The organism is Sphaerotilus sulfidivorans (genome assembly GCF_013426975.1).
Classification (GTDB): Bacteria; Pseudomonadota; Gammaproteobacteria; order Burkholderiales; family Burkholderiaceae_C; genus Sphaerotilus; species Sphaerotilus sulfidivorans.
Genome location: NZ_JACCPY010000001.1, coordinates 84,310 through 102,922 on the forward strand (window position 1 = coordinate 84,310; position 18,613 = coordinate 102,922).

The window sequence follows — 18,613 nt, forward strand, 5'->3', positions numbered from 1 at the left end:
CGGGTTCAGGTGTCAGCCCACAGGCGCAGCAGGTTGTGGTACGAGCCGGTCAGGCCGACCACGCCGGCATCGGTCTCGCCGACGGTGCTGCGCAGGTGCATCAGGTGGCGGTCCATGTCGTGGAGCAGGCGGCGCTGCTCGTCGCTGCGCACCATGCTCTCGACCCAGAAGAAGCTGGCGACACGGTGGCCGCGCGTCACCGGCTCGACCCGGTGCACGCTGGTGCCGGGATAGACGACCATGTCGCCGGCGGCCAGCTTGACGCGCTGCTCGCCATAGGTGTCGTCGATCACCAGCTCGCCGCCGTCGTAGTCGGCCGGATCGGCCAGGAACAGCGTGCAGCTGATGTCGGTGCGCACCCGCTCGGGCGGCAGGCCGCCGCGCGCCGGCACATAGCGCACCGCGTTGTCGACATGGGCGCCGTAGGTGTTGGTCCGCCCGCCATAGCGGTTGAACATCGGCGGAAAGACCCGCTTGGGCAGCGTCGCCGAGAAGAACAGCGGGTGGCGGTCGAGCGCCGACAGGATCAGCCCCTGCAGCGCCTGCGCCACCGCGCTGCCGACCGGCAGCTGCTCGTTGTTCTTGACGGTCAGGGCCTGGGCGCCGGCGGTGACCGCGCCGTCGCTCCACGGCGCATCGGCCAGCAGGCGCCGGGCCTGCGCGAGTGCCGCGGCATCGAGCACGGCGGGAATGCGGATCAGCATGGCGCCCGGCCCTTTCCGATCAGAACTTCAGCGAGCCGGTGACCTGGATCAGGCGGCCGGCACCCGGCACATAGTGGCCGGAGTACAGCGAATCCGCATACAGCTTGTTGGTCACGTTGCTGACATTGGCCTTGACGGTGAAGTCCTCGCTGACCTTGTACTCGGCCATCAGGTCGCCGGTGATGAACTTCGGTGCGGCCCAGCCGGGGTTGCGGTTCGGGGTCTGGCTGCTGCGGGCGTTCAGGCCGCCACCGACACGCACCTTCGGGGTCAGCTGGTAGGTGGTCCAGATGGTGCCGCTGTGCTTGGGCGTCAGCGACGGACGGGTGCCCTGGCCTTCCGAGCCGGCCACGCCGACATCGATGTTGGCCACCGGCAGCCACATGTACGAGCCGAAGACTTCCCACGCCGGCGTCAGGCGGCCCGACAGGTCGATCTCGGCGCCCGCCACATGGCGCTTGCCCGACAGCGTGACCAGCGCGCTGTCCGGATCGGTGTTGCGCTCATGCAGCTTGGTGGTGCGGAAGATCGCGAAGCGGCCGGTGAAGTTGCCGTCGGCCGAGGTCAGGTAGCCACCGAACTCAGCGTTGATCGACTGCTCCGGCGGCACCGCAGCGTTGCCCGCGCTCAGCGAGTAGGCATCACCCGAGGTGTTGAACGAGGTCGCACCGGTCAGATGGAAGGACATGCGCTCGCTCGGCTGGAAGATCACGCCGGCGCGCTTGCTCCACTCCGAAACTTCCATCTTGTAGCTGGTGGTGGTGACCGGGCTCAGCGAGGCGGTCGGCACGGTGTAGATGTCGTAGTCGCCATCCAGTCGGTCGTAGCGGGCACCGACCAGCACCTTCCACATCGGCGCGACCTGCACCAGATCCTGGGCATAGAAGCCCACGCCGCGCGAGACGTACTCGTTGCCGGTGCGGAAGCTGCGCAGGCTCTCGTCGACCCAGCCGCTGCCGCTGTCGGCGCCGACGGTGGTGGTGGCCTTGGTCGGCACCACGCCGCCCTGGGCCGCGGTCACCTGCGCGTAGACCTTCTTCTTCTCCAGCGCGTAGTCGGCACCGGCAAGCACCTCGTGCCTGACGCCCAGGCCCTCGAACTTGCCGCTGAAGTCGGTCTGCGCATAGATGTTGCGCACGTTCTGCACCTTCAGCTGCGTGCCGCGGGTCAGCACCGTCGCATTGCTGAAGTTGGCCAGGCTGGCCGCGACGCCGCCGGGCTGCAGGGTCGCCGCCGCCAGACGCACGGTCGAGGCGCGCTGGTTGCGGTCGTAGTCGCCGATGCGCACCTTGGTGTTCAGCTCCATCGTCGGCGAGAAGCGGTGCACATGACCGAAGCCGACGGTGGTGGCCTCGCCCTGGTTGCGGTCGCTGGTCATGCCGTAGTAGGCGCTCGGATCGACCGGCAGCAGCGTGGTCGTGCCGACGGCGGACGTCGCGGTCGGGCGGACCCACGGCAGGCCGTAGTTCATGCCGTTGTCGTTGTCCAGATGGTAGAAGGACAGCGTGAACTCGTCCTTCTCGCCGATGCCGGTGCGGTAGGTGCCGGCCAGGCCGGTCTTGTTGATCGACGAGCCGGCGCCGTTGTTGTCGGCCTGGGTGTCCATCACGCCCAGACGCAGCGCCGAGCTGTCGCCAGTGCGGATGTTGAAGTCGCCCACCACCCGCAGGTAGCTGTGGCTGCCGACGGTCACATCGACCTGGTTCTCGTTGATCAGACGCGGGGTCTTGGTGACCTGGTTGACCGCGCCGCCGGTCGAACCCCGGCCGAACATCATCGACGCCGAGCCACGCAGCAACTCCAGACGATCCAGGAAGAAGGTATCGCGGTCGTAGAAGGCCGGATCACGCATGCCGTCGACGAAGACGTCGCCGGTCGACTGCAGCGGGAAGCCGCGCAGGCGGATGTCCTCCTCGCCGCCTTCGGCCGCCAGGAAGCTGATGCCGGCGGTGTTTTTCAGCACATCCTTCATCGTGTCGAGATTGCGATCGTCGATCAGCTTCTCGGTGACCACGGTGACCGACTGCGCCACGTCGCGCAGTTCCTGCCGGCCCTTGCCGATGGTGGTGGTGGTGGCCTGCAGGCTGTCCTTGCCGCGCTCCTCGTCCTTCTTGCCCTTGACGGTGATCTTGCGCAGCGTCGAGACCTCGGCGGCAGCCGGCTCGGTGGCGGCGGCAGGCGCCTGCTGGGCCAGCACCTGCGGCGCCAGGCAGGCCAGGCCGAAGCCGGCGGCCAGCGCGCCCAGCGGCAGCGCCTGGGCCAGAGAAGGACGGGTTGCGGGAGCTGCTGGCGCAGCAACGGAGCGGGAACGACGGCGAGCCATGTCGGAGTCCTGATGCAGTGAAGTCGTTGGGGAGAGCGCGATGCATCGACGATCTGCCTGGCTCGCGGCTGGGTGTCATCGTCAGTTCATTAATGATAACGATTCTTATTATTTTGACTGCAACCCTTCTTGATCTTGCTGGAGCGCAGGCGCTGCAGAAGGCAAAACCGTCGCCAAAGAGCAACAGATCATGGGCAAAGAAGAAGTCGAGACCTTTGAACGTGCGTCAGATCACATCCGACACAAAAATAACATTAGTAAGAATGAGTCGCAAAAAGATTGCCGCCAGATCGGTGCATGCTTCGCACAGGTGCCCTTTCCCCCATGCAGTTCCCGCACACCATGCCCACGCCCCTGAACGCCTCCTCGTCGACCCGCAACGGACTGGAGATCCTGCAAGGCCGCAGCGGCTTCGCGCAGCTCGCGCCGGAGTGGCGGCGGCTGGTGGAGACGCAGACGCCGGCGCAGACCAGCCCTTTCCAGCATCCGGACTGGATCGGCGCCTGGCTGGCATCGATCTGCACCGAGCCGGACGGGCTGCGGCTGCTGGCGCTGCGCCACCACGGCGAGCTGGTCGCGGTGCTGCCGCTGGTGCCGCATGCCTGCCCGCTGGCGCGGCTGCTGCCGCAGTGGACGATGATCCAGGGCCCGCACATGGTGCTGACCGAGCTGGCCGGCGGCCCCTCGCGCTGGCCCGCGATGCTGCAGGCGCTGCTCAGGCAGCGCACGCTGCGCTGCAGCGCGCTGCAGCTGCCGGCGGTGATCCATGAACTCGCCCCGGCCGCCGAGGCCCTGCCCGCTGGCAGCACGATGCGCCGGGTGCACCGCAGCGAATCGGCCTGGCTGGACTGCAGTGGCGACATCGAGCAGGCGCTGGCGCGGGTGCAGCGCTCCTTCCGGCAGAACCTGCGCCGGCTCGGCCGTCGCGCCGACAGCCAAGGCCAGGTCGCGCTGGAGGTGGCCGACACGCCCGCGGCGCTGGAGGAGGCGCTGACGCATTTCCTCGACATCGAGGCCTCCGGCTGGAAGGGCCGCAGCGGCTCGGCGATCCGCGACGATGCGCGGCTGGTCGGCTTCTACCGCGCGCTGGTGCGCGACTTCGGCGCACGCGGCCAGTGCCGCATCCACCGGCTGACGCTCGACGGCCGCACCGTCGCGGCCCAGTTCGCGCTGCGGAGCGGGCGGCAGCTCAACCTGCTGAAGATCGGCTACGACGAAGCCTTCTCGGCGATCGCGCCCGGCCATCTGCTGATGATGCGCATCATCGAGCGCAGCTGCGCCGACCCGGATCTCGACCGGCTCAGCCTGGTCACCCATCCGTCATGGGCGCATCTGTGGAAGCCGCAGCTGGCCGAGGTCGATCACCTCACGCTGACCATGCCGGGCTGGGACGGCCGGCTGCTGGGCCGCCTGATGCAGTGGCGCGACCAGCGCCGCGCCCGCACGGCCGCGACTCCGGACGAGCCGGCGGCCAGCTCGGGCCTGCCGACCCGGACTCAGTTCGACGGCACCTGAGCCGCAGCCGTCGAGATGGCCTGCTCCAGCCCGCGCACCAGACCGCTGGCGCTCGGCCGGTCGACGAAGACGCACTGCTTGCCGGTGCGCCGGCAGTGGTCCTTCACCCGCCAGTAGGCGTTGTGGCTGATGCAGCCGGCCTGGCAGATCACCAGATCGGCCGCCGCCAGATGCGCATCGAGCTGGCCGGCGGCATCCTCCTCGCCGCCGTCATGGTGCAGGAAACGTGCGCCGCGCACCTCCACCAGCTGCCGGTAGACCGGCACGCTGGCGGTGCGGCCGCCCACGCAGAGCACCGCCTTGTCGCGCAGATCCTCGGCGACCAGCACCGCACCACCGGGCGGGACCGCCGCGACCGGCACGGCCACCACCGGCGACGGCACCGGCCGGCCGGCATCGGCCCGCTCGGTCGGCCGTGGCGTCTGCCACTGACGACGGCTGCCCTGCAGCCGCATCTCCAGCTCGCGGATGCGTGCCTGCTGCTGCTCGATCTGGCGCGCCATCGCCTGGCGGCTGCGCAGCGAGGGGGACGCGTCCTCGAGCTGCGCGACCTGGGCGCGCAAGTCGTCGATGGTGGTGTCGCGGGTGATCAGCCGCGCGCGCAGCCGCACCAGCTCGGCCTGCTGGCGCTCGATCTGTGCCGACTTCTCGGCCAGCATCTGGGTGGTGCGCTGCTGCGCGGCGGCCAGCTCGCGGCCCAGCGTGCCGTTCTCGCGCTGCAGCGCGTCCAGGCGCTGCACGTCGGCGCGCACGCCCACGCCGGCCTGATGCTGCAGCATGTGGATGTCGCGCTGCACCTGTTCCTCGAGCGCGGCATCGCAGTCGGGATGGGTCAGCGTGACCCACAGCGCCGCGGCCACCTCGCTGCCCGCGCAGGCCTGGCGCCAGTGCGCGACCAGCGCCGCATGGCCCTTGATGGCACGCGACTGGCGCACCGCCCGCTCGAAGCGGGTGTCGAGCTCGCGCTGCAGCCGCTCGGACAGCTCGCTGCGGCGCGCGCTCTCGGCGATGGCGCGGCAGTGCAGCTCGTAGTCGTCGACGGCCGCGCAGTCGGGCAGCACCGCCGCCGTCAGCCGGCGCAGCCGGTCGATCGTCAGGCAGGTGCCCAGCACCGGACAGAAGACATTGCGCGGCAGCTCCCAGAGCCGCCGGCGCCGGGACGAGCGCTCGACCGGCACGGGCTCCGTGGCCGCACCGGCTCTGGCCTGGACCTGGCGGGCGACCGCGCGAGCCAGGTCGGAGCCCGCCGCGTCATCGGACGCCGCGAAGCCGCGGCGCAGCAGATCGCTCAGCGGGGTGGAAGAGGAGGTCTGGCACATCGAATCGATCCCGCGTTTCTGCTCGTCTCAGTTCAGCTCGTCTCAGTTCAGCGCCTGCTGCAGCGCCAGGCGCCAGCCGCAGGGATCGCCCCGGCCGGCGCTTGCCGCCGGACCGAGACGCGCCAGCAGCTCGCCACCAGGCCCGCCCAGCTCCAGTCGCTGGTGCAGCCCCCGGGCGCTGGCATGGCCGACCAGCTCCAGACGGGCCAGCCGCATCTCGTCGAGCTGCCAGAGCCGCGCCTCGCCCCGCACCGTCAGCCGCCGCCGTCGCATGCACAGCGCGACCTGCTCCGGCATGAAGCCGATCTGCAGGCGGGCGGCCTCGCCACCCACCTCGGCCTGCAGCGCCAGCCGCTGCAACCGGGCCTCGTTCAGGATCTGGTGCAGGACCTCGATGTCGCAGCCCTGGCGCCAGGCCGGATCGACAGGCACCCCAGCGGCGGGATGCGCATCGAAGCCCGTCGGCGCCGTCCAGGCCAGGCCTTCGCTGCCGCAGGCCAGCAGACTCTCCCAGGCCAGGGTCGGCACGGGCGAGCGCCATTCCAGCGTCAGCACCGTCTGCCCGCACACATCATGGAACTGCAGCCGGCGCCAGACGGCACCGCGCGGCGAGAGCATCTCGAGCGCAAAGCCCCGGGCCCAGCGCCGCGGGTCGGCCTCGAGCCGGGCGGGCAAGCACTGCGGCGAGTCCGCCGCCACCAGCGCCAGCCGTCGGGCCGACGCCGGCACCCGGCACCACCGCGCATCGACCTCGATGCGGCAGCTCGCGTCGCCGCAGCCGAGCCGGGCCGGACCGAAGGCCTCGATCCGGTCGAACAGCCCGGGCATGTCCTCAGGCAGCCGCACCGCGCGCAGCACCACCTCCTCAGGCCCTCTTTCCATCGCGACTCCTCGGACCGACGACAGGATTCATCGGGAGAAAAAAGCGCGGGCTGGCAGGAACCCGGCCGGGTTCCCTGGTGACAGGCTGGCTGGCGCAGACAAAAGGCAGGCGGACCGCCAGGACCGTTCTGCCACCCTCATTCGAGGACCGGCGACTCTTGTCGCCGATCCGGTCACTTCATCACTTCACTTCGTCAGGATCAGCTTGCCCAGCGCGGTGACACGCAGCCGGTACAGCATGCCCTCATGCTCGATCTCGACCTCGCGGGCCGGGCCCAGCAGATCGCGGCTCGACAGGCGCGGCGCCGACGGCTGGGCCGGCCCGACACCCGAGCTGGCCAGGATGCGGGCATCGGCGCGTTCGTGGGACATCGGCTGGGGGAGTGCGGAAGTGATCATGGCTCGATATTAATGAGAACGATTCTTATATGCAAGAAAAATCTCGCCAGGGCCTCAGCCGATCGTGCCCCCACCCGGCGGACGCCGGCGCGCGGTCCCGATGCCGGGACGCTCCTGGCTGCAGCCGCCGCAGATGCCGAACATCGCCAGCCGGTGCTCCACCAGCGAGAAGCCGCGGCTGCGCGCCACCTCATGCTGCAGCGCCTCGATCTGCGGATCGAAGAACTCCTCGACACGGCCGCAGTGCACGCACACCAGATGGTCGTGATGGCCGCCGTGCTCGATCTCGTACACCGCCCGACCGGCATCGAACACATTGCGGCGCACGATGCCGACCTGCTCGAGCTGGCCCAGCACCCGATAGACGGTGGCCAGGCCGATGTCCTCCCCCTGGAGCAGCAGCCGGCGATGGATCTCGTCGGCGCTCAGATGCGCGCGCTCCTCGCGCAGCACATCGAGCACCTTCATCCGCGGCAGCGTCGCCTTCAGGCCGTGAATGCGCAGGTTGTCGTCATGGTTCATGCAGTCATGATAATCATTCCCATTAATAGCGAAAAGCCGTCGACAGCGATCTTGAATAGCAAATGGCTATCTGAAACAAAAAAACAGTCAATTGGCACTATGTACCGGGTCGAGCCTAAGATTCATCCCGTCGGTGCTGCAGTTCCCGGCCGGTGCAGCCGGCCCGCACCGCACCCAGACACCTGTCGATCCATCAACCCAGCTCGAGGAGCGCGATTCATGTCCCTGATCAACACCCCGGTCCAGCCGTTCAAGACCACCGCCTTCGTCAACCGCGCCGGCAAGGGCGAGTTCATCGAGGTCACCGAGGAGAGCCTGAAGGGCAAGTGGTCGGTCCTGATCTTCATGCCGGCCGCGTTCACCTTCAACTGCCCGACCGAGATCGAGGACGCCGCCGACAACTACGCCGCCTTCCAGGCCGCCGGCGCCGAGGTCTACATCGTCACCACCGACACCCACTTCTCGCACAAGGTGTGGCACGAGACCTCGCCGGCGGTCGGCAAGGCCAAGTTCCCGCTGGTGGGCGACCCGACCCACACCCTGACCAACGCCTTCGGCGTGCACATCCCGGAAGAAGGCCTGGCGCTGCGCGGCACCTTCGTGATCAATCCGGAAGGCGTCATCAAGACCGCTGAAGTGCACTCGAACGAGATCGCCCGCGACGTGTCGGAAACCCTGCGCAAGCTGAAGGCCGCCCAGTTCACCGCCGCCAACCCCGGCCAGGTCTGCCCGGCCAAGTGGAAGGAAGGCGCCGCCACCCTGGCCCCGTCGCTGGACCTGGTCGGCAAGATCTGATCCTGCTGCCGTGCCTGCCCCTCGCCGGGGCAGGCCTCGGGCGGGACCGGTTCTCGCTCCCGCCCGCTCGCCTCGATCCCCGGGGCCCCAAAAAAGACCTCAACCCCTCGCCGACGGACCCGAAGGATTGCAGAGCCTGCAGCCCTTCCGGCCTGACACGCCCGTACCCCACCCCCCTCTCAAGGAGCACCCACCATGCTGGACAGCAACCTCAAGACCGCACTGAAGGGCTACCTCGAGCGCCTGGTGCAGCCGATCGAGATCGTCACCTTCGCCGACGACGGCGAGAACTCGCGCCAGATGCTCGAACTGGTCGCCGACATCGCCTCGGTCGCGCCGGCCGGCCGCCTGAGCGTGCGCAGCGGCTCGACCGCCGGCGAGCGCCTGCCCTCCTTCCAGATCACCCTGGCTGGCCTTGACACCGGCGTGCGCTTCGCCGGCCTGCCGATGGGCCACGAGTTCACCTCGCTGATCCTGGCGCTGCTGCAGACCAGCGGCTACCCGGCCAAGGTCGAGGCCGACCTGATCGAGCAGATCAAGGCGCTCGAGCCGGCGCAGGAACTGGTCTTCGAGACCTACATGTCCCTGACCTGCCACAACTGCCCGGACGTGGTGCAGGCGATCAACCTGATGGCGGCGCTGAACCCGAAGATCCGCCACACCACCATCGAAGGCTCGATGTTCCAGGCCGAGGTCGAGTCGCGCCAGATCATGGGCGTGCCCTGCGTGTTCCTGAACGGCGAGATGTTCGCCAGCGGCCGCATGGAGCTGGGCGAGATCCTGGCCAAGATCGACACCGGCGCGGCCGACCGCGAGGCGAAGAAGCTCTCGGCCAAGGAGGCGTTCGACGTGCTGGTGGTCGGCGGCGGCCCGGCCGGCGCGGCGGCGGCCATCTACGCCGCCCGCAAGGGCATCCGCACCGGCGTGGCGGCCGAGCGCTTCGGCGGCCAGGTGCTCGACACCCTGGGCATCGAGAACTTCATCTCGGTCAAGGAGACCGAGGGGCCGAAGCTCGCCGCCGCGCTGGAGCAGCACGTCAAGGAATACGACGTGGACATCATGAACCTGCAGCGCGCCACCGCCCTGGTTCCGGCGGCCGCGCCGGGCGGCCTGATCGAGGTCAAGCTCGAGAACGGTGCCAGCCTGCGCAGCAAGAGCGTGATCATCTCGACCGGCGCGCGCTGGCGCTCGATGAACGTGCCCGGCGAGGCGGAATACCGCACCAAGGGCGTGGCCTACTGCCCGCACTGCGACGGCCCGCTCTTCAAGGGCAAGCGCGTCGCGGTGATCGGCGGCGGCAACTCGGGCGTCGAGGCGGCGATCGATCTGGCCGGCATCGTGGCCCATGTGACGCTGATCGAGTTCGACTCGAAGCTGCGCGCCGACGCGGTGCTGCAGACCAAGCTGCGCAGCCTGCCGAACGTCACGATCCTGATGTCGGCGCAGACCACCGAGGTGCACGGCGACGGCCAGAAGGTCAACGGCCTGTCGTACAAGGACCGCGTCAGCGGCGAGCTGCGCCGCGTCGATCTGGAAGGCATCTTCGTGCAGATCGGCCTGCTGCCCAACAGCGACTGGCTCAAGGGCACGGTCGAGCTGAGCCCGCGCGGCGAGGTCATCGTCGACAGCCACGGCCAGACCTCGGTGCCGGGCGTGTTCGCCGCCGGCGACGTGACCACGGTGCCCTACAAGCAGATCATCATCGCGATGGGCGAAGGCGCGAAGGCCTCGCTGGGCGCCTTCGACCACCTGATCCGCAGCAGCGTGGCCGGCTGACCCCCCTGCCCCCCCTGGCTCGCGATGCCGGCGAGCCGGCCGGCTGCAGGTGCGGCCGGGCAGAGAGCGCGCAGATCTGAAAGAACGTGACCCCGATCACGAAACGCTCAGACTGCCGGCGCACAGGTCGATAAGCGTGATGGATCCCCGGCCCCGTTCCGGGGGGTTCAGACGACCCGACCCTCTGCCCGAATCATGCCGAACCTAGCATCGCGGTCCATGAAAACCTCTCTTGCGCTGCTGATCGGCGCCCTGCTGCTGGGGGGCGCGGCCGCCGGCGGGCGAGCACAGCAGATCACCACGCTGTCCACCGGCTCGAGCCTGGTCCCGCAGGGCATCACGCTGCTGTCGCGCACACCGCAGCTGGTGCTGCGGGTACGCGGCTCGCTGGTGCGCGGGGTCGGCCCGCGCATGACGGTGCGCCTGAACGGCCAGCCGCTCGGCACCGTCGCGGTCGACCACACCGACTGGCGCGACCATGCCTTCACCGTGCCGGCGCTGCTCGCCAGCGGCACGACGCTGGAGATCGTCTTCGACAACGACGCGGCGGCCGGCGGCGAGGACCGCAATCTCTTCATCGCCTCGGTCGGTCAGGGCAGCACCCGCTTCCAGCCCGGCCCGCTGCAGTCGGTCTATGACCGTGGCGCCGGTGCGCGGGCCTTCGACGGCCGGGAGGTGTCGGCTGGCCGCAGCGATCTGCCCTGGGATGGCGCACTGCGCATCACCTGGCCTGAAAGCTTGACCCCGCTGGCCACCACCGCGCGCCTGCAGCGCCAGCAGGCCGCACGGCTGCTGCAGCAGGCCAGCTTCGGCGCCCTGCCCGGCGAGATCGAGCAGCTCGCCGTCACCGGACTGCCGGCCTGGATCGACCGGCAGCTGGCCCTGCCGGCCTCGGCCGACTTCGTCGGCGCGGTCCAGGCCCGCTACGACCTCGGCCCGGAACACCGGCCGCGCGGCGCGCAATACCACCCGCACCAGATCGGACACCATTTCTGGCGCCATGCCAGTCAGGCGCCGGACCAGCTGCGCGCGCGCACTGCCTTCGCGCTGCACCAGATCTTCATGGTCTCGCAGCATGACGACAGCCTGTGGCTGCATGCACGCGCCTACGCCAGCTATCTCGACCTGCTGAACCGCCAGGCCTTCGGCAATTTCCGCGACCTGATCGAGGAGATCGCGCTGTCGCCGGCGATGGGCCTGTACCTGTCGCACATGCGCAACCAGAAGGAAGACCCCACCCGCGGCCGCCTGCCCGACGAGAACTTCGCCCGCGAGCTGATGCAGCTCTTCACCATCGGCCTGCATGAGCTGCGACCGGACGGCAGCGTGGTGACCGACGCCAGCGGACGACCGGTCGAGACCTACGGCAATGCCGACGTGATGGCGCTGGCACGGGTCTTCACCGGCTACGGCTGGGCCTTCCCGGACAGCGAGCTGACCGAGGCGAAGCTGCGCGCCGGCTGGCCCGACTACAGCGCTGACGGCGACCGGCGCATCGACCTGCAGCGCATGAAGGCCTATCCGGGACAGCACTCGCCGCTGGAGAAGCGCCTGTTCACCGGCAAGCCCTGGGAGCGCAGCATCGCGGCCGGCGGCAGCGCCGCCAGCGACCTGAAGATCGCGCTCGACACCCTGTTCAACCATCCGAACGTGGGCCCCTTCATCGGCCGGCAGCTGATCCAGCGCCTGGTGCGCAGCGACCCCAGCCCGGCCTATGTGGGCCGCATCTCCGCGGTCTTCGCCAACAACGGCCGGGGCGTGCGCGGCGATCTGGGCGCGGTGGTGCGCGCCATCCTGCTCGACCCGGAGGCACGCAGCCTGCCGACCGCCGGCACCGGCCACAAGCTGCGCGAACCGGTGCTGCGGGTGACGCAGTGGATGCGCGCCTTCGAGGCACGCTCGCAGACCGGCCAGTTCCGCATCGACACCGAGATGGATGCCACCGGACAGCGGGTGATGATGTCGCCCTCGGTCTTCGGCTACTTCCGTCCGGGCCATGTGCCTGCCGGCACGGCGATGGGTGCGCAGAGCCGCACGCTGCCGGAGTTCCAGCTGGTCAGCGAGACCTCGATCGCGACCTGGGCCAATCTGGCGCTGCGCATGAGTGGCGCCGGCCTGGGCTGGACCGGCTCGAGCGCCGACGTGAGCGCGCGCTATGACGCGCTGGCCGAGCTGGCCGGCCGCGGCGATCTCGAGGGCGTCGTCGACCAGCTCGATCTGCGCCTGTTCGCTGGCGGCATGAGCGCCGGCCTGCGCCAGACCCTGATCGACACCATGGCCGATGTTCGCGGCCATGACGCGACCAGCCATCTGAACCGCGTGCGCGCGGCCGTGCTGTTCGCGCTGGCCTCGCACGAGTACCTGATCCAGCGCTGAATCCAGCACGGAACCCCGCACTGAAGCCGATCGGCCGGAGATTTCCGCATGAGTTCTTCATCCCCCTCTTCCCGCCGCGCCTTCCTGCGCACGCTCGGCCAGCTCGGGCTGCTGGGCGGCCCGGTGGCGGCGGCGCGACCGGCCTTCACGCTCGGCCTGGCCGGCCTGGGCGCAATGGCGGCGCAGTCGTCGAGCGCCGCACAGCTCGACCGGCCCTATCGCGCGCTGGTCTGCCTGTTCATGAACGGCGGCAACGACGCGCACAACTGGCTGGTGCCGCTCGACAGCGCCGAGCATGCGGCCTACACCCGCGCACGGGGCGATCTGGCGCTGCCGGCCAGCGCGCTGCTCGAGATCGCCAGCCGCAGCCAGCAGGCGGGCCGGCGCTTCGGCCTGGCGCGCGAGCTGCAGCCCCTGAGCACCTGGTACGGGCGCGGGCGCTGCGCCTTCGTCGCCAATGTCGGCCCGCTGAGCCAGCCGACCACGCTGGCCGATGTGCAGGCCGGCCGCGGACTGCCCGCCAAGCTCTACTCGCACAACGACCAGCAGGCGACCTGGCAATCCCTGCAGCCCGAAGGCATCGCACGCATCGGCTGGGGCGGCCGGATGGCCGATCTGCTGGCCTCGGCCAACCAGAACACGGTGCTGACGACGATTTCCGCCGCCGGCCAGGCGATCTTCCTGAACGGCAGCGGCGTGCAGCCCTACCAGATCGACCCGGAGGGCCTGGTGGACGTGCGTGCGCTGCAGTCCGGCGCCTGGCTGCACGGCAGCGCCGGCGCGCAGGCGCGGCTCGAGGCCCTGCTGCGCAGCAATGGCAGCACCGACCTGCAGGCCGAGCACGCCCGGGTGACCCGCCGGGCGCTCGACACCGCAGCGCAGCTGCGCGGTGCGCTGGCCGGCACGCCGGAGCTGCCGCTGGGCGCGGTCACGCTGACCGACGGCAGCCGGCTCGATCTGGCGAAGGATCCGCTGGCGCGCCAGCTGCGCATGGTCGCGCGGCTGATCGCCGCCGCGCCGGCGCTCGGCCTGCGCCGCCAGGTCTTCATGGTCTCGATCGGCGGCTTCGACACCCATGCGCAGCAGGCGGCGCGCCATCCGCTGCTGGGCGCGCGGGTCGCGCATGCGGTCGACGCCTTCCTGAACGGCCTGCAGGGCCTGGGCCGGCTCGACGATGTGCTGCTGTTCAGCGCCAGCGACTTCGGCCGCACCCTCACCAGCAACGGCTCGGGCAGCGACCATGGCTGGGGCGGACACCATTTCGTCGCGGGCGGTGGCATCCGGGGCGGCGACATTCTCGGCCGCTTTCCCACGGTCGCGCTGGGCACCAGCACCGATGTCGGCTCCGGCCGGCTGCTGCCGACCACCTCGCTGACCGAGTACGCCGCCTCGCTCGGGCGCTGGATGGGCCTGAGCCCCAGCGAGCTGCTGACGGTGCTGCCCGGACTGGAGCGCTTCGCCACCGCCGGGCCGGATCTGGGCGGAGGCTGAGCGCCGAGCCCGTGGTCCAGCCCGACAACCCCTGGCAGCGCTGGCCTCGGCCGCGCTGAGCGCCAAACGCCGGACTTCAGCCGGCGAAGCGCGAGAACACCAGCGTCGCGTTGGTGCCGCCGAAGCCGAAGCTGTTCGACATCACGGTGTCGACGCGACCGTCGCGGCGCTCGCGCAGGATCGGCAGGCCTTCGGCGGCCGGATCCAGCGTCTCGATGTGGGCCGAGGCGGCCAGGAAGTCGTTCTGCAGCATCAGCAGCGAGTAGATCGCCTCCTGCACACCGGCCGCACCCAGAGAGTGGCCGGTGATCGACTTGGTCGAGCTGATGAAGGGCACTTCCTCGCCGAAGACCTGGCGCACCGCGCCCAGCTCGGCCAGATCGCCCACCGGGGTGGAGGTGCCGTGGGCGTTGATGTAGTCGATCGGCGTCTTCACGGTCGACATCGCCTGCTGCATGCAGCGCATCGCGCCCTCGCCCGACGGGGCCACCATGTCGTGGCCGTCGGAGGTGGCGCCGAAGCCCACCAGCTCGGCCAGGATGGTGGCGCCGCGCGCCTGCGCATGCTCCAGCGACTCCAGCACCAGCATGCCGCCGCCGCCGGCGATGACGAAGCCGTCACGGCTGGCATCGAAGGCGCGCGAGGCGTTGGTGCCCGGCTCGTTGTACTTCGAGGACATCGCGCCCATCGCGTCGAACAGCAGCGACAGCTCCCAGCTCTCCTCCTCGCCGCCGCCGGCGAAGACCACGTCCTGGTTGCCCCAGGCGATCAGCTGCGCGGCATGGCCGATGCAGTGCGCGCTGGTGGCGCAGGCCGAGGTGATCGAGTAGTTGACGCCCTTGATGCCGAACGGGGTGGCCAGGCAGGCCGACACGGTGCTGCCCATCGTGCGGGTGACCATGAAGGGGCCGACGCGCTTGATGCCCTTGGCGCGCAGCGTGTCGGCGGCCCAGACCTGGTTCAGGCTGGAGGCCCCGCCTGAGCCGGCGACCAGGCCGGTGCGCGGGTTGGAGACCTGCTCCGGGGTCAGGCCCGACTGCGCGATGGCCTGCTGCATCGACAGGAAGGCGTAGGACGCGGCGTCGCCCTGGAAGCGCAGGTCGCGGCGGTCGATCGCCGCCGCGAGGTCGATGTCCGGGCGGCCGCTGACCTGCGAACGCATGCCCTTTTCCGCATAGACCGGGTTGAACTTCAGGCCGCTGCGCGCCTCGCGCAGGCTGGCGGTGACTTCCTCGGCGTTGTTGCCGATGCTGGAGACGATGCCCAGGCCAGTGACGACGACACGGCGCATGATCAGAAGTCCTGGGTCGAGGTGAACAGGCCGACCTTCAGGTCGGTGGCGGTGTAGATCTCGCGGCCGTCGACGAACATCTGGCCGTCGGCGATGCCCATGACCAGCTTGCGCTCGATGACGCGCTTCAGGTGCAGGCGGTAGGTGACCTTCTGCGCGGTCGGCAGCACCTGACCGAAGAACTTGACCTCGCCGGAGCCCAGCGCGCGACCGCGCCCCGGGTTGCCGCGCCAGCCCAGCCAGAAGCCGACCAGCTGCCACATCGCGTCCAGGCCCAGGCAGCCGGGCATCACCGGATCGCCCTCGAAATGGCAGCCGAAGAACCAGAGGTCCGGGTTGATGTCGAGCTCGGCCTCGATCAGGCCCTTGCCGTGGTTGCCGCCGGTGTCGTCGATGCGGACGATGCGGTCCATCATCAGCATGTTGGGCAGCGGCAGTCGCGCGTTGCCCGGGCCGAACAGCTCGCCGCGGCCGCAGGCCAGCAGCTCTTCGCGGCTGTAGGCGTGACGACCCAGTTCTCGCTGGCTGGTGGTCGGGGGGGCAGAAGTCATGGTGGGGTCGGTGGAGCGGGTCATCGGACTCTTGCCCGCGAGGGCAAGAGAGAAGGGAAATCGCTGCGGGCGGCCCGGCGCTGCCGGACCTCGCAAAGTTCCCGATCTTATTACGCCCGCTGCCGACCGACCTGACACCCGGCTCCGGGTGGGGTCCCGGAGCGGGTCTGGGAAGGCAGAGAAAGGATCAGTCCGGCCTCAGGCGGCGCTGTCGGCCGCAGCCGCCTTGCGCAGGATGACGTAGAGCTGGTCCTTCAGATGCAGCTTCTCCTTCTTGAGCGTCTCGATCTCCTCATGGGTGCCGCCGACGATGTGGGCCTCCATGTTCTTGATCTTCTGGTCCAGCTCGTTGTGGCGGTCGAACAGGTTCACGAAGTGATGGTCAGTGGTCTTGAGCTGGGTGATCAGGTCGCGGTATTCGGGGAACATCGTTCGGACTCCTGGTGTGTGCGGTGAAGGGGGACGCCTCCAATCTAAGCCCGCGGCGACGGCTCAAACTCGATCCAGGTCAAGGTCTGCTCAGGTGCGGGGCGTCAAGTGCTTGCCACTCGGCATGGGCGCTCCTGAGACAATCCACCCCATGCTGATCTTCCCGCCCACTTGCTTGCACAGGAGCCGCCAATGCTGACACGCCTGCAGATCAAAGGCTTCAAGAATCTGCATGACGTGGACTTGCGCTTCGGTCCGTTCACCTGCATCGCCGGGCGTAACGGGGTAGGCAAGTCGAACCTGTTCGACGCGATCACCTTCCTGAGCGACTTGGCCTCGATGCCCTTGCTGGCGGCGGCCCTGAAGGTGCGGGGAACGGGTGACCGCATCGGCGGCATCGAGAACCTGTTCGCTCGATCGGATGCCGAATCGAAGCAGATGACGCTGATCGCGGAGATGATCGTTCCGGGCGAAGTCACGGACGACTATGACCGCCAGGCCACAGCAAGCGCGACCTTTCTTCAATACACACTGGTCCTGGGCCTAGACACCCAGCGATCTGACGATTTAGGGAGGGATCCGATCTACATAGAAAAGGAAGAACTGATTGCGCGCAGCTCGAGTGACGCGGCAAAGCAGTTGCCTTTCCAGCCGAGCAAGGAGTGGCTGATGCGCCATGTCATTGGCCCGGGCAAACGCACAACCCCGTTCATCGCCACCGAAGGCATCGAAGAGCCCGCCATCAAGATTTACGGCGAAAAGACCAGCGCCCGTCGCCCGTCGACAGTTCCTGCCAAAAAGTCACCTCAGACCGTCTTGTCAGGCGTCAATGCCTCGTCACACCCGACTGCGCTGGCGGCTCGCCGTGAAATGCAGTCGTGGCGACTGCTGCAGCTTGAACCCAGCGCACTGCGCGCGCCCGACGAGTATCGTGGTCCGGCACGCCTGAGCGCCACCGGCGGCCATCTGCCCAACACGCTGATGCGCATCGGCAGCCAGAACGAAGTGGCTGAGCAACTGGCCGAACTGATTCCGGGCATCGTCTCGGTGGATGTGGACAGCGACGACGTCCGCCAGCAGCGCACGCTGGGCGTCACGATGCGCAACCGGGAGCGCTATGCGGCCAGTTCACTGTCTGACGGCACGTTGCGCTTCCTGGCACTGGCCGTGCTGGCTTCGGATCCACAGGCCTCTGGACTGACCTGCCTGGAAGAGCCAGAAAACGGCATCCACCCTCAACGCATTCCAGAAATGCTTCGGCTGGTGCGCCGGCTGGCCGAGGAGGTCGAGCCAGAGGAGAAGCACTTGGTGCCCCCGTTGCGCCAGGTGATCATCAACACGCACTCACCTCTGGTGGTCGCCGAATTGCACGATGGCGATCTGCTGATGGCCGAAACCCTTCGAGCTCGCCGAGCAGAGTGGATCCACTTCAAGCCTCTGGGCAACACCTGGCGCGCCACGGGTCTGGAGCCCACGGAACTGATCAGCAAGGGTGAGCTTCAGGCCTACCTGGGCGGCCCGACCACACGTGCTCCCGGCACGCAGCGGAGGGTGCTCGATCATTACAACCAGCAGTTGGACATGTTCAATGCACCCGCCGATCGGAGCGCCTGATGCACGCCACACGGCACAAGCCGCTGACCTGCACGCTGGTCGCTGATGGCAGTTCCGACCGAGTGCTTGTTCCACTGATCGAACTGTTGCTCGACGAGCACTGTGATCGCGCCTATCGATCACCCCACTTCGCAGAACTGCCTGCAGGAACTCCGCTGGAACAACGCATAGCCAGCGCACTGGACCAGTTTCCGTGCGATCTGCTGTTCGTCCACCGCGACGCAGAAAAGCAAAGCCCGGCGCACCGAAACGAAGAAATCAAGCAGGCCATGGCCTCGCTGAAGACGCCTCCCGACTTCGTGGCTGTCATCCCGGTGCGCATGACAGAGTCCTGGCTGCTGGTCGACGAAAAAGCCATCCGGACCGCAGCCGGCAACCCGTCCGGCAAGGTGCGACTCGATCTGCCGACGCTGGCCCGGATCGAATCCTTGCCCGATCCCAAGCAGGTCCTGTTCGACGCCCTGCGCACGGCCAGCGAGCTGTCTGCCAACCGGCTTCGCAAGTTCAACCCCGAAGAGAAGCGGCATCGGGTCTCCGACCTGATGGACAGCCTGGACCGGCTACGCCAGATTCCCTCGTTCGCGCACCTGGAAGACCAGATCCGCGCCCATTTCGCCGCCTGAATT

The 18,613-nt window shown here is 68.8% G+C and carries 16 protein-coding genes; 7 read left to right on the forward strand and 9 right to left on the reverse strand.

The annotated features are described in order from the left end of the window. Positions 1 to 5 precede the first annotated feature (5 nt). Both HZU84_RS00360 and HZU84_RS00365 read right to left on the reverse strand, forming a co-directional pair. Positions 6 to 704: a Fe2+-dependent dioxygenase gene (locus tag HZU84_RS00360; RefSeq protein ID WP_149502921.1), complete on the reverse strand. Its 699-nt coding sequence runs from the start codon at positions 702 to 704 to the stop codon at positions 6 to 8. Positions 705 to 723: 19 nt separating this feature from the next. Continuing rightward, positions 724 to 3,027 carry a TonB-dependent receptor gene (locus tag HZU84_RS00365; RefSeq protein ID WP_149502920.1) on the reverse strand — a complete coding sequence of 768 codons (2,304 nt, stop codon included), beginning with the start codon at positions 3,025 to 3,027 and terminating at the stop codon, positions 724 to 726. A gap of 342 nt (positions 3,028 to 3,369) precedes the next feature. Here HZU84_RS00365 and HZU84_RS00370 point away from each other — a divergent pair, with 342 nt between their 5' ends. Further along, positions 3,370 to 4,542, forward strand: coding sequence for a GNAT family N-acetyltransferase (locus HZU84_RS00370; RefSeq protein WP_180692723.1), 1,173 nt, complete (start codon positions 3,370 to 3,372; stop codon positions 4,540 to 4,542). On the opposite strand, the gene HZU84_RS00375 is transcribed toward HZU84_RS00370, so the two are convergent. From HZU84_RS00375 to fur, 4 genes are all read right to left on the reverse strand, one after another. Then, positions 4,524 to 5,861, reverse strand: a complete 1,338-nt coding sequence (locus tag HZU84_RS00375; RefSeq protein ID WP_149502918.1) for a DUF2325 domain-containing protein — start codon at positions 5,859 to 5,861, stop codon at positions 4,524 to 4,526. The genes HZU84_RS00370 and HZU84_RS00375 overlap by 19 nt on opposite strands. A 42-nt stretch (positions 5,862 to 5,903) precedes the next feature. Continuing rightward, positions 5,904 to 6,743, reverse strand: a complete 840-nt coding sequence (locus HZU84_RS00380) for a hypothetical protein (protein WP_149502917.1) — start codon at positions 6,741 to 6,743, stop codon at positions 5,904 to 5,906. Positions 6,744 to 6,929: 186 nt separating this feature from the next. Then, a complete protein-coding gene (hemP, locus tag HZU84_RS00385; RefSeq protein WP_149502916.1) occupies positions 6,930 to 7,115 on the reverse strand; it encodes a hemin uptake protein HemP in 186 nt (61 codons plus the stop codon). Between the two features lie 81 nt (positions 7,116 to 7,196). Then, a complete protein-coding gene (gene fur / locus HZU84_RS00390; protein WP_149502915.1) occupies positions 7,197 to 7,664 on the reverse strand; it encodes a ferric iron uptake transcriptional regulator in 468 nt (155 codons plus the stop codon). 219 nt (positions 7,665 to 7,883) lie between these two features. On the opposite strand from fur, the gene ahpC reads away from it, so the two are divergent. The 4 genes from ahpC (at position 7,884) to HZU84_RS00410 (ending at position 14,102) form a co-directional block, all read left to right on the forward strand. Beyond that, positions 7,884 to 8,459: an alkyl hydroperoxide reductase subunit C gene (gene ahpC / locus HZU84_RS00395; RefSeq protein ID WP_149502914.1), complete on the forward strand. Its 576-nt coding sequence runs from the start codon at positions 7,884 to 7,886 to the stop codon at positions 8,457 to 8,459. Positions 8,460 to 8,654: 195 nt separating this feature from the next. Then, positions 8,655 to 10,235 (forward strand): alkyl hydroperoxide reductase subunit F, encoded by a 1,581-nt coding sequence (gene ahpF, locus HZU84_RS00400; protein WP_149502913.1) that lies wholly within the window; start codon positions 8,655 to 8,657, stop codon positions 10,233 to 10,235. A gap of 219 nt (positions 10,236 to 10,454) precedes the next feature. Further along, the gene (locus tag HZU84_RS00405; protein ID WP_180692724.1) at positions 10,455 to 12,611 is read left to right on the forward strand and encodes a DUF1800 family protein; all 2,157 of its coding nucleotides are present in this window, start codon (positions 10,455 to 10,457) and stop codon (positions 12,609 to 12,611) included. A gap of 48 nt (positions 12,612 to 12,659) precedes the next feature. Then, the gene (locus tag HZU84_RS00410; protein ID WP_149502911.1) at positions 12,660 to 14,102 is read left to right on the forward strand and encodes a DUF1501 domain-containing protein; all 1,443 of its coding nucleotides are present in this window, start codon (positions 12,660 to 12,662) and stop codon (positions 14,100 to 14,102) included. 76 nt (positions 14,103 to 14,178) lie between these two features. On the opposite strand, the gene fabB is transcribed toward HZU84_RS00410, so the two are convergent. From fabB to HZU84_RS00425, 3 genes are all read right to left on the reverse strand, one after another. Beyond that, positions 14,179 to 15,399: a beta-ketoacyl-ACP synthase I gene (fabB, locus tag HZU84_RS00415; protein ID WP_219340814.1), complete on the reverse strand. Its 1,221-nt coding sequence runs from the start codon at positions 15,397 to 15,399 to the stop codon at positions 14,179 to 14,181. After that, complete coding sequence (fabA, locus tag HZU84_RS00420) at positions 15,396 to 15,944, reverse strand: 3-hydroxyacyl-[acyl-carrier-protein] dehydratase FabA (RefSeq protein WP_180692725.1); 549 nt, start codon at positions 15,942 to 15,944, stop codon at positions 15,396 to 15,398. Before fabA ends, fabB begins: the two co-directional genes overlap by 4 nt. A gap of 198 nt (positions 15,945 to 16,142) precedes the next feature. Further along, positions 16,143 to 16,373: an HP1242/YdcH family protein gene (locus tag HZU84_RS00425; protein ID WP_149502908.1), complete on the reverse strand. Its 231-nt coding sequence runs from the start codon at positions 16,371 to 16,373 to the stop codon at positions 16,143 to 16,145. A 192-nt stretch (positions 16,374 to 16,565) separates the two neighbouring features. Here HZU84_RS00425 and HZU84_RS00430 point away from each other — a divergent pair, with 192 nt between their 5' ends. After that, positions 16,566 to 17,987: an AAA family ATPase gene (locus HZU84_RS00430; RefSeq protein ID WP_149502907.1), complete on the forward strand. Its 1,422-nt coding sequence runs from the start codon at positions 16,566 to 16,568 to the stop codon at positions 17,985 to 17,987. Beyond that, positions 17,987 to 18,610 (forward strand): DUF4276 family protein, encoded by a 624-nt coding sequence (locus HZU84_RS00435; protein WP_149502906.1) that lies wholly within the window; start codon positions 17,987 to 17,989, stop codon positions 18,608 to 18,610. The genes HZU84_RS00430 and HZU84_RS00435 overlap by 1 nt, the downstream gene beginning before the upstream one ends. Positions 18,611 to 18,613: the final 3 nt, after the last annotated feature.

What these genes read in the sequence shown, in the direction of transcription:
- HZU84_RS00360 (WP_149502921.1), bottom strand. Translation starts at nt 704, where the DNA reads ATGCTGATCCGCATTCCCGCCGTGCTCGATGCCGCGGCACTCGCGCAG.
- HZU84_RS00365 (WP_149502920.1), bottom strand. Translation starts at nt 3,027, where the DNA reads ATGGCTCGCCGTCGTTCCCGCTCCGTTGCTGCGCCAGCAGCTCCCGCA.
- HZU84_RS00370 (WP_180692723.1), top strand. Translation starts at nt 3,370, where the DNA reads ATGCCCACGCCCCTGAACGCCTCCTCGTCGACCCGCAACGGACTGGAG.
- HZU84_RS00375 (WP_149502918.1), bottom strand. Translation starts at nt 5,861, where the DNA reads ATGTGCCAGACCTCCTCTTCCACCCCGCTGAGCGATCTGCTGCGCCGC.
- HZU84_RS00380 (WP_149502917.1), bottom strand. Translation starts at nt 6,743, where the DNA reads ATGGAAAGAGGGCCTGAGGAGGTGGTGCTGCGCGCGGTGCGGCTGCCT.
- hemP (WP_149502916.1), bottom strand. Translation starts at nt 7,115, where the DNA reads ATGTCCCACGAACGCGCCGATGCCCGCATCCTGGCCAGCTCGGGTGTC.
- fur (WP_149502915.1), bottom strand. Translation starts at nt 7,664, where the DNA reads ATGAACCATGACGACAACCTGCGCATTCACGGCCTGAAGGCGACGCTG.
- ahpC (WP_149502914.1), top strand. Translation starts at nt 7,884, where the DNA reads ATGTCCCTGATCAACACCCCGGTCCAGCCGTTCAAGACCACCGCCTTC.
- ahpF (WP_149502913.1), top strand. Translation starts at nt 8,655, where the DNA reads ATGCTGGACAGCAACCTCAAGACCGCACTGAAGGGCTACCTCGAGCGC.
- HZU84_RS00405 (WP_180692724.1), top strand. Translation starts at nt 10,455, where the DNA reads ATGAAAACCTCTCTTGCGCTGCTGATCGGCGCCCTGCTGCTGGGGGGC.
- HZU84_RS00410 (WP_149502911.1), top strand. Translation starts at nt 12,660, where the DNA reads ATGAGTTCTTCATCCCCCTCTTCCCGCCGCGCCTTCCTGCGCACGCTC.
- fabA (WP_180692725.1), bottom strand. Translation starts at nt 15,944, where the DNA reads ATGACTTCTGCCCCCCCGACCACCAGCCAGCGAGAACTGGGTCGTCAC.
- HZU84_RS00425 (WP_149502908.1), bottom strand. Translation starts at nt 16,373, where the DNA reads ATGTTCCCCGAATACCGCGACCTGATCACCCAGCTCAAGACCACTGAC.
- HZU84_RS00430 (WP_149502907.1), top strand. Translation starts at nt 16,566, where the DNA reads ATGCTGACACGCCTGCAGATCAAAGGCTTCAAGAATCTGCATGACGTG.
- HZU84_RS00435 (WP_149502906.1), top strand. Translation starts at nt 17,987, where the DNA reads ATGCACGCCACACGGCACAAGCCGCTGACCTGCACGCTGGTCGCTGAT.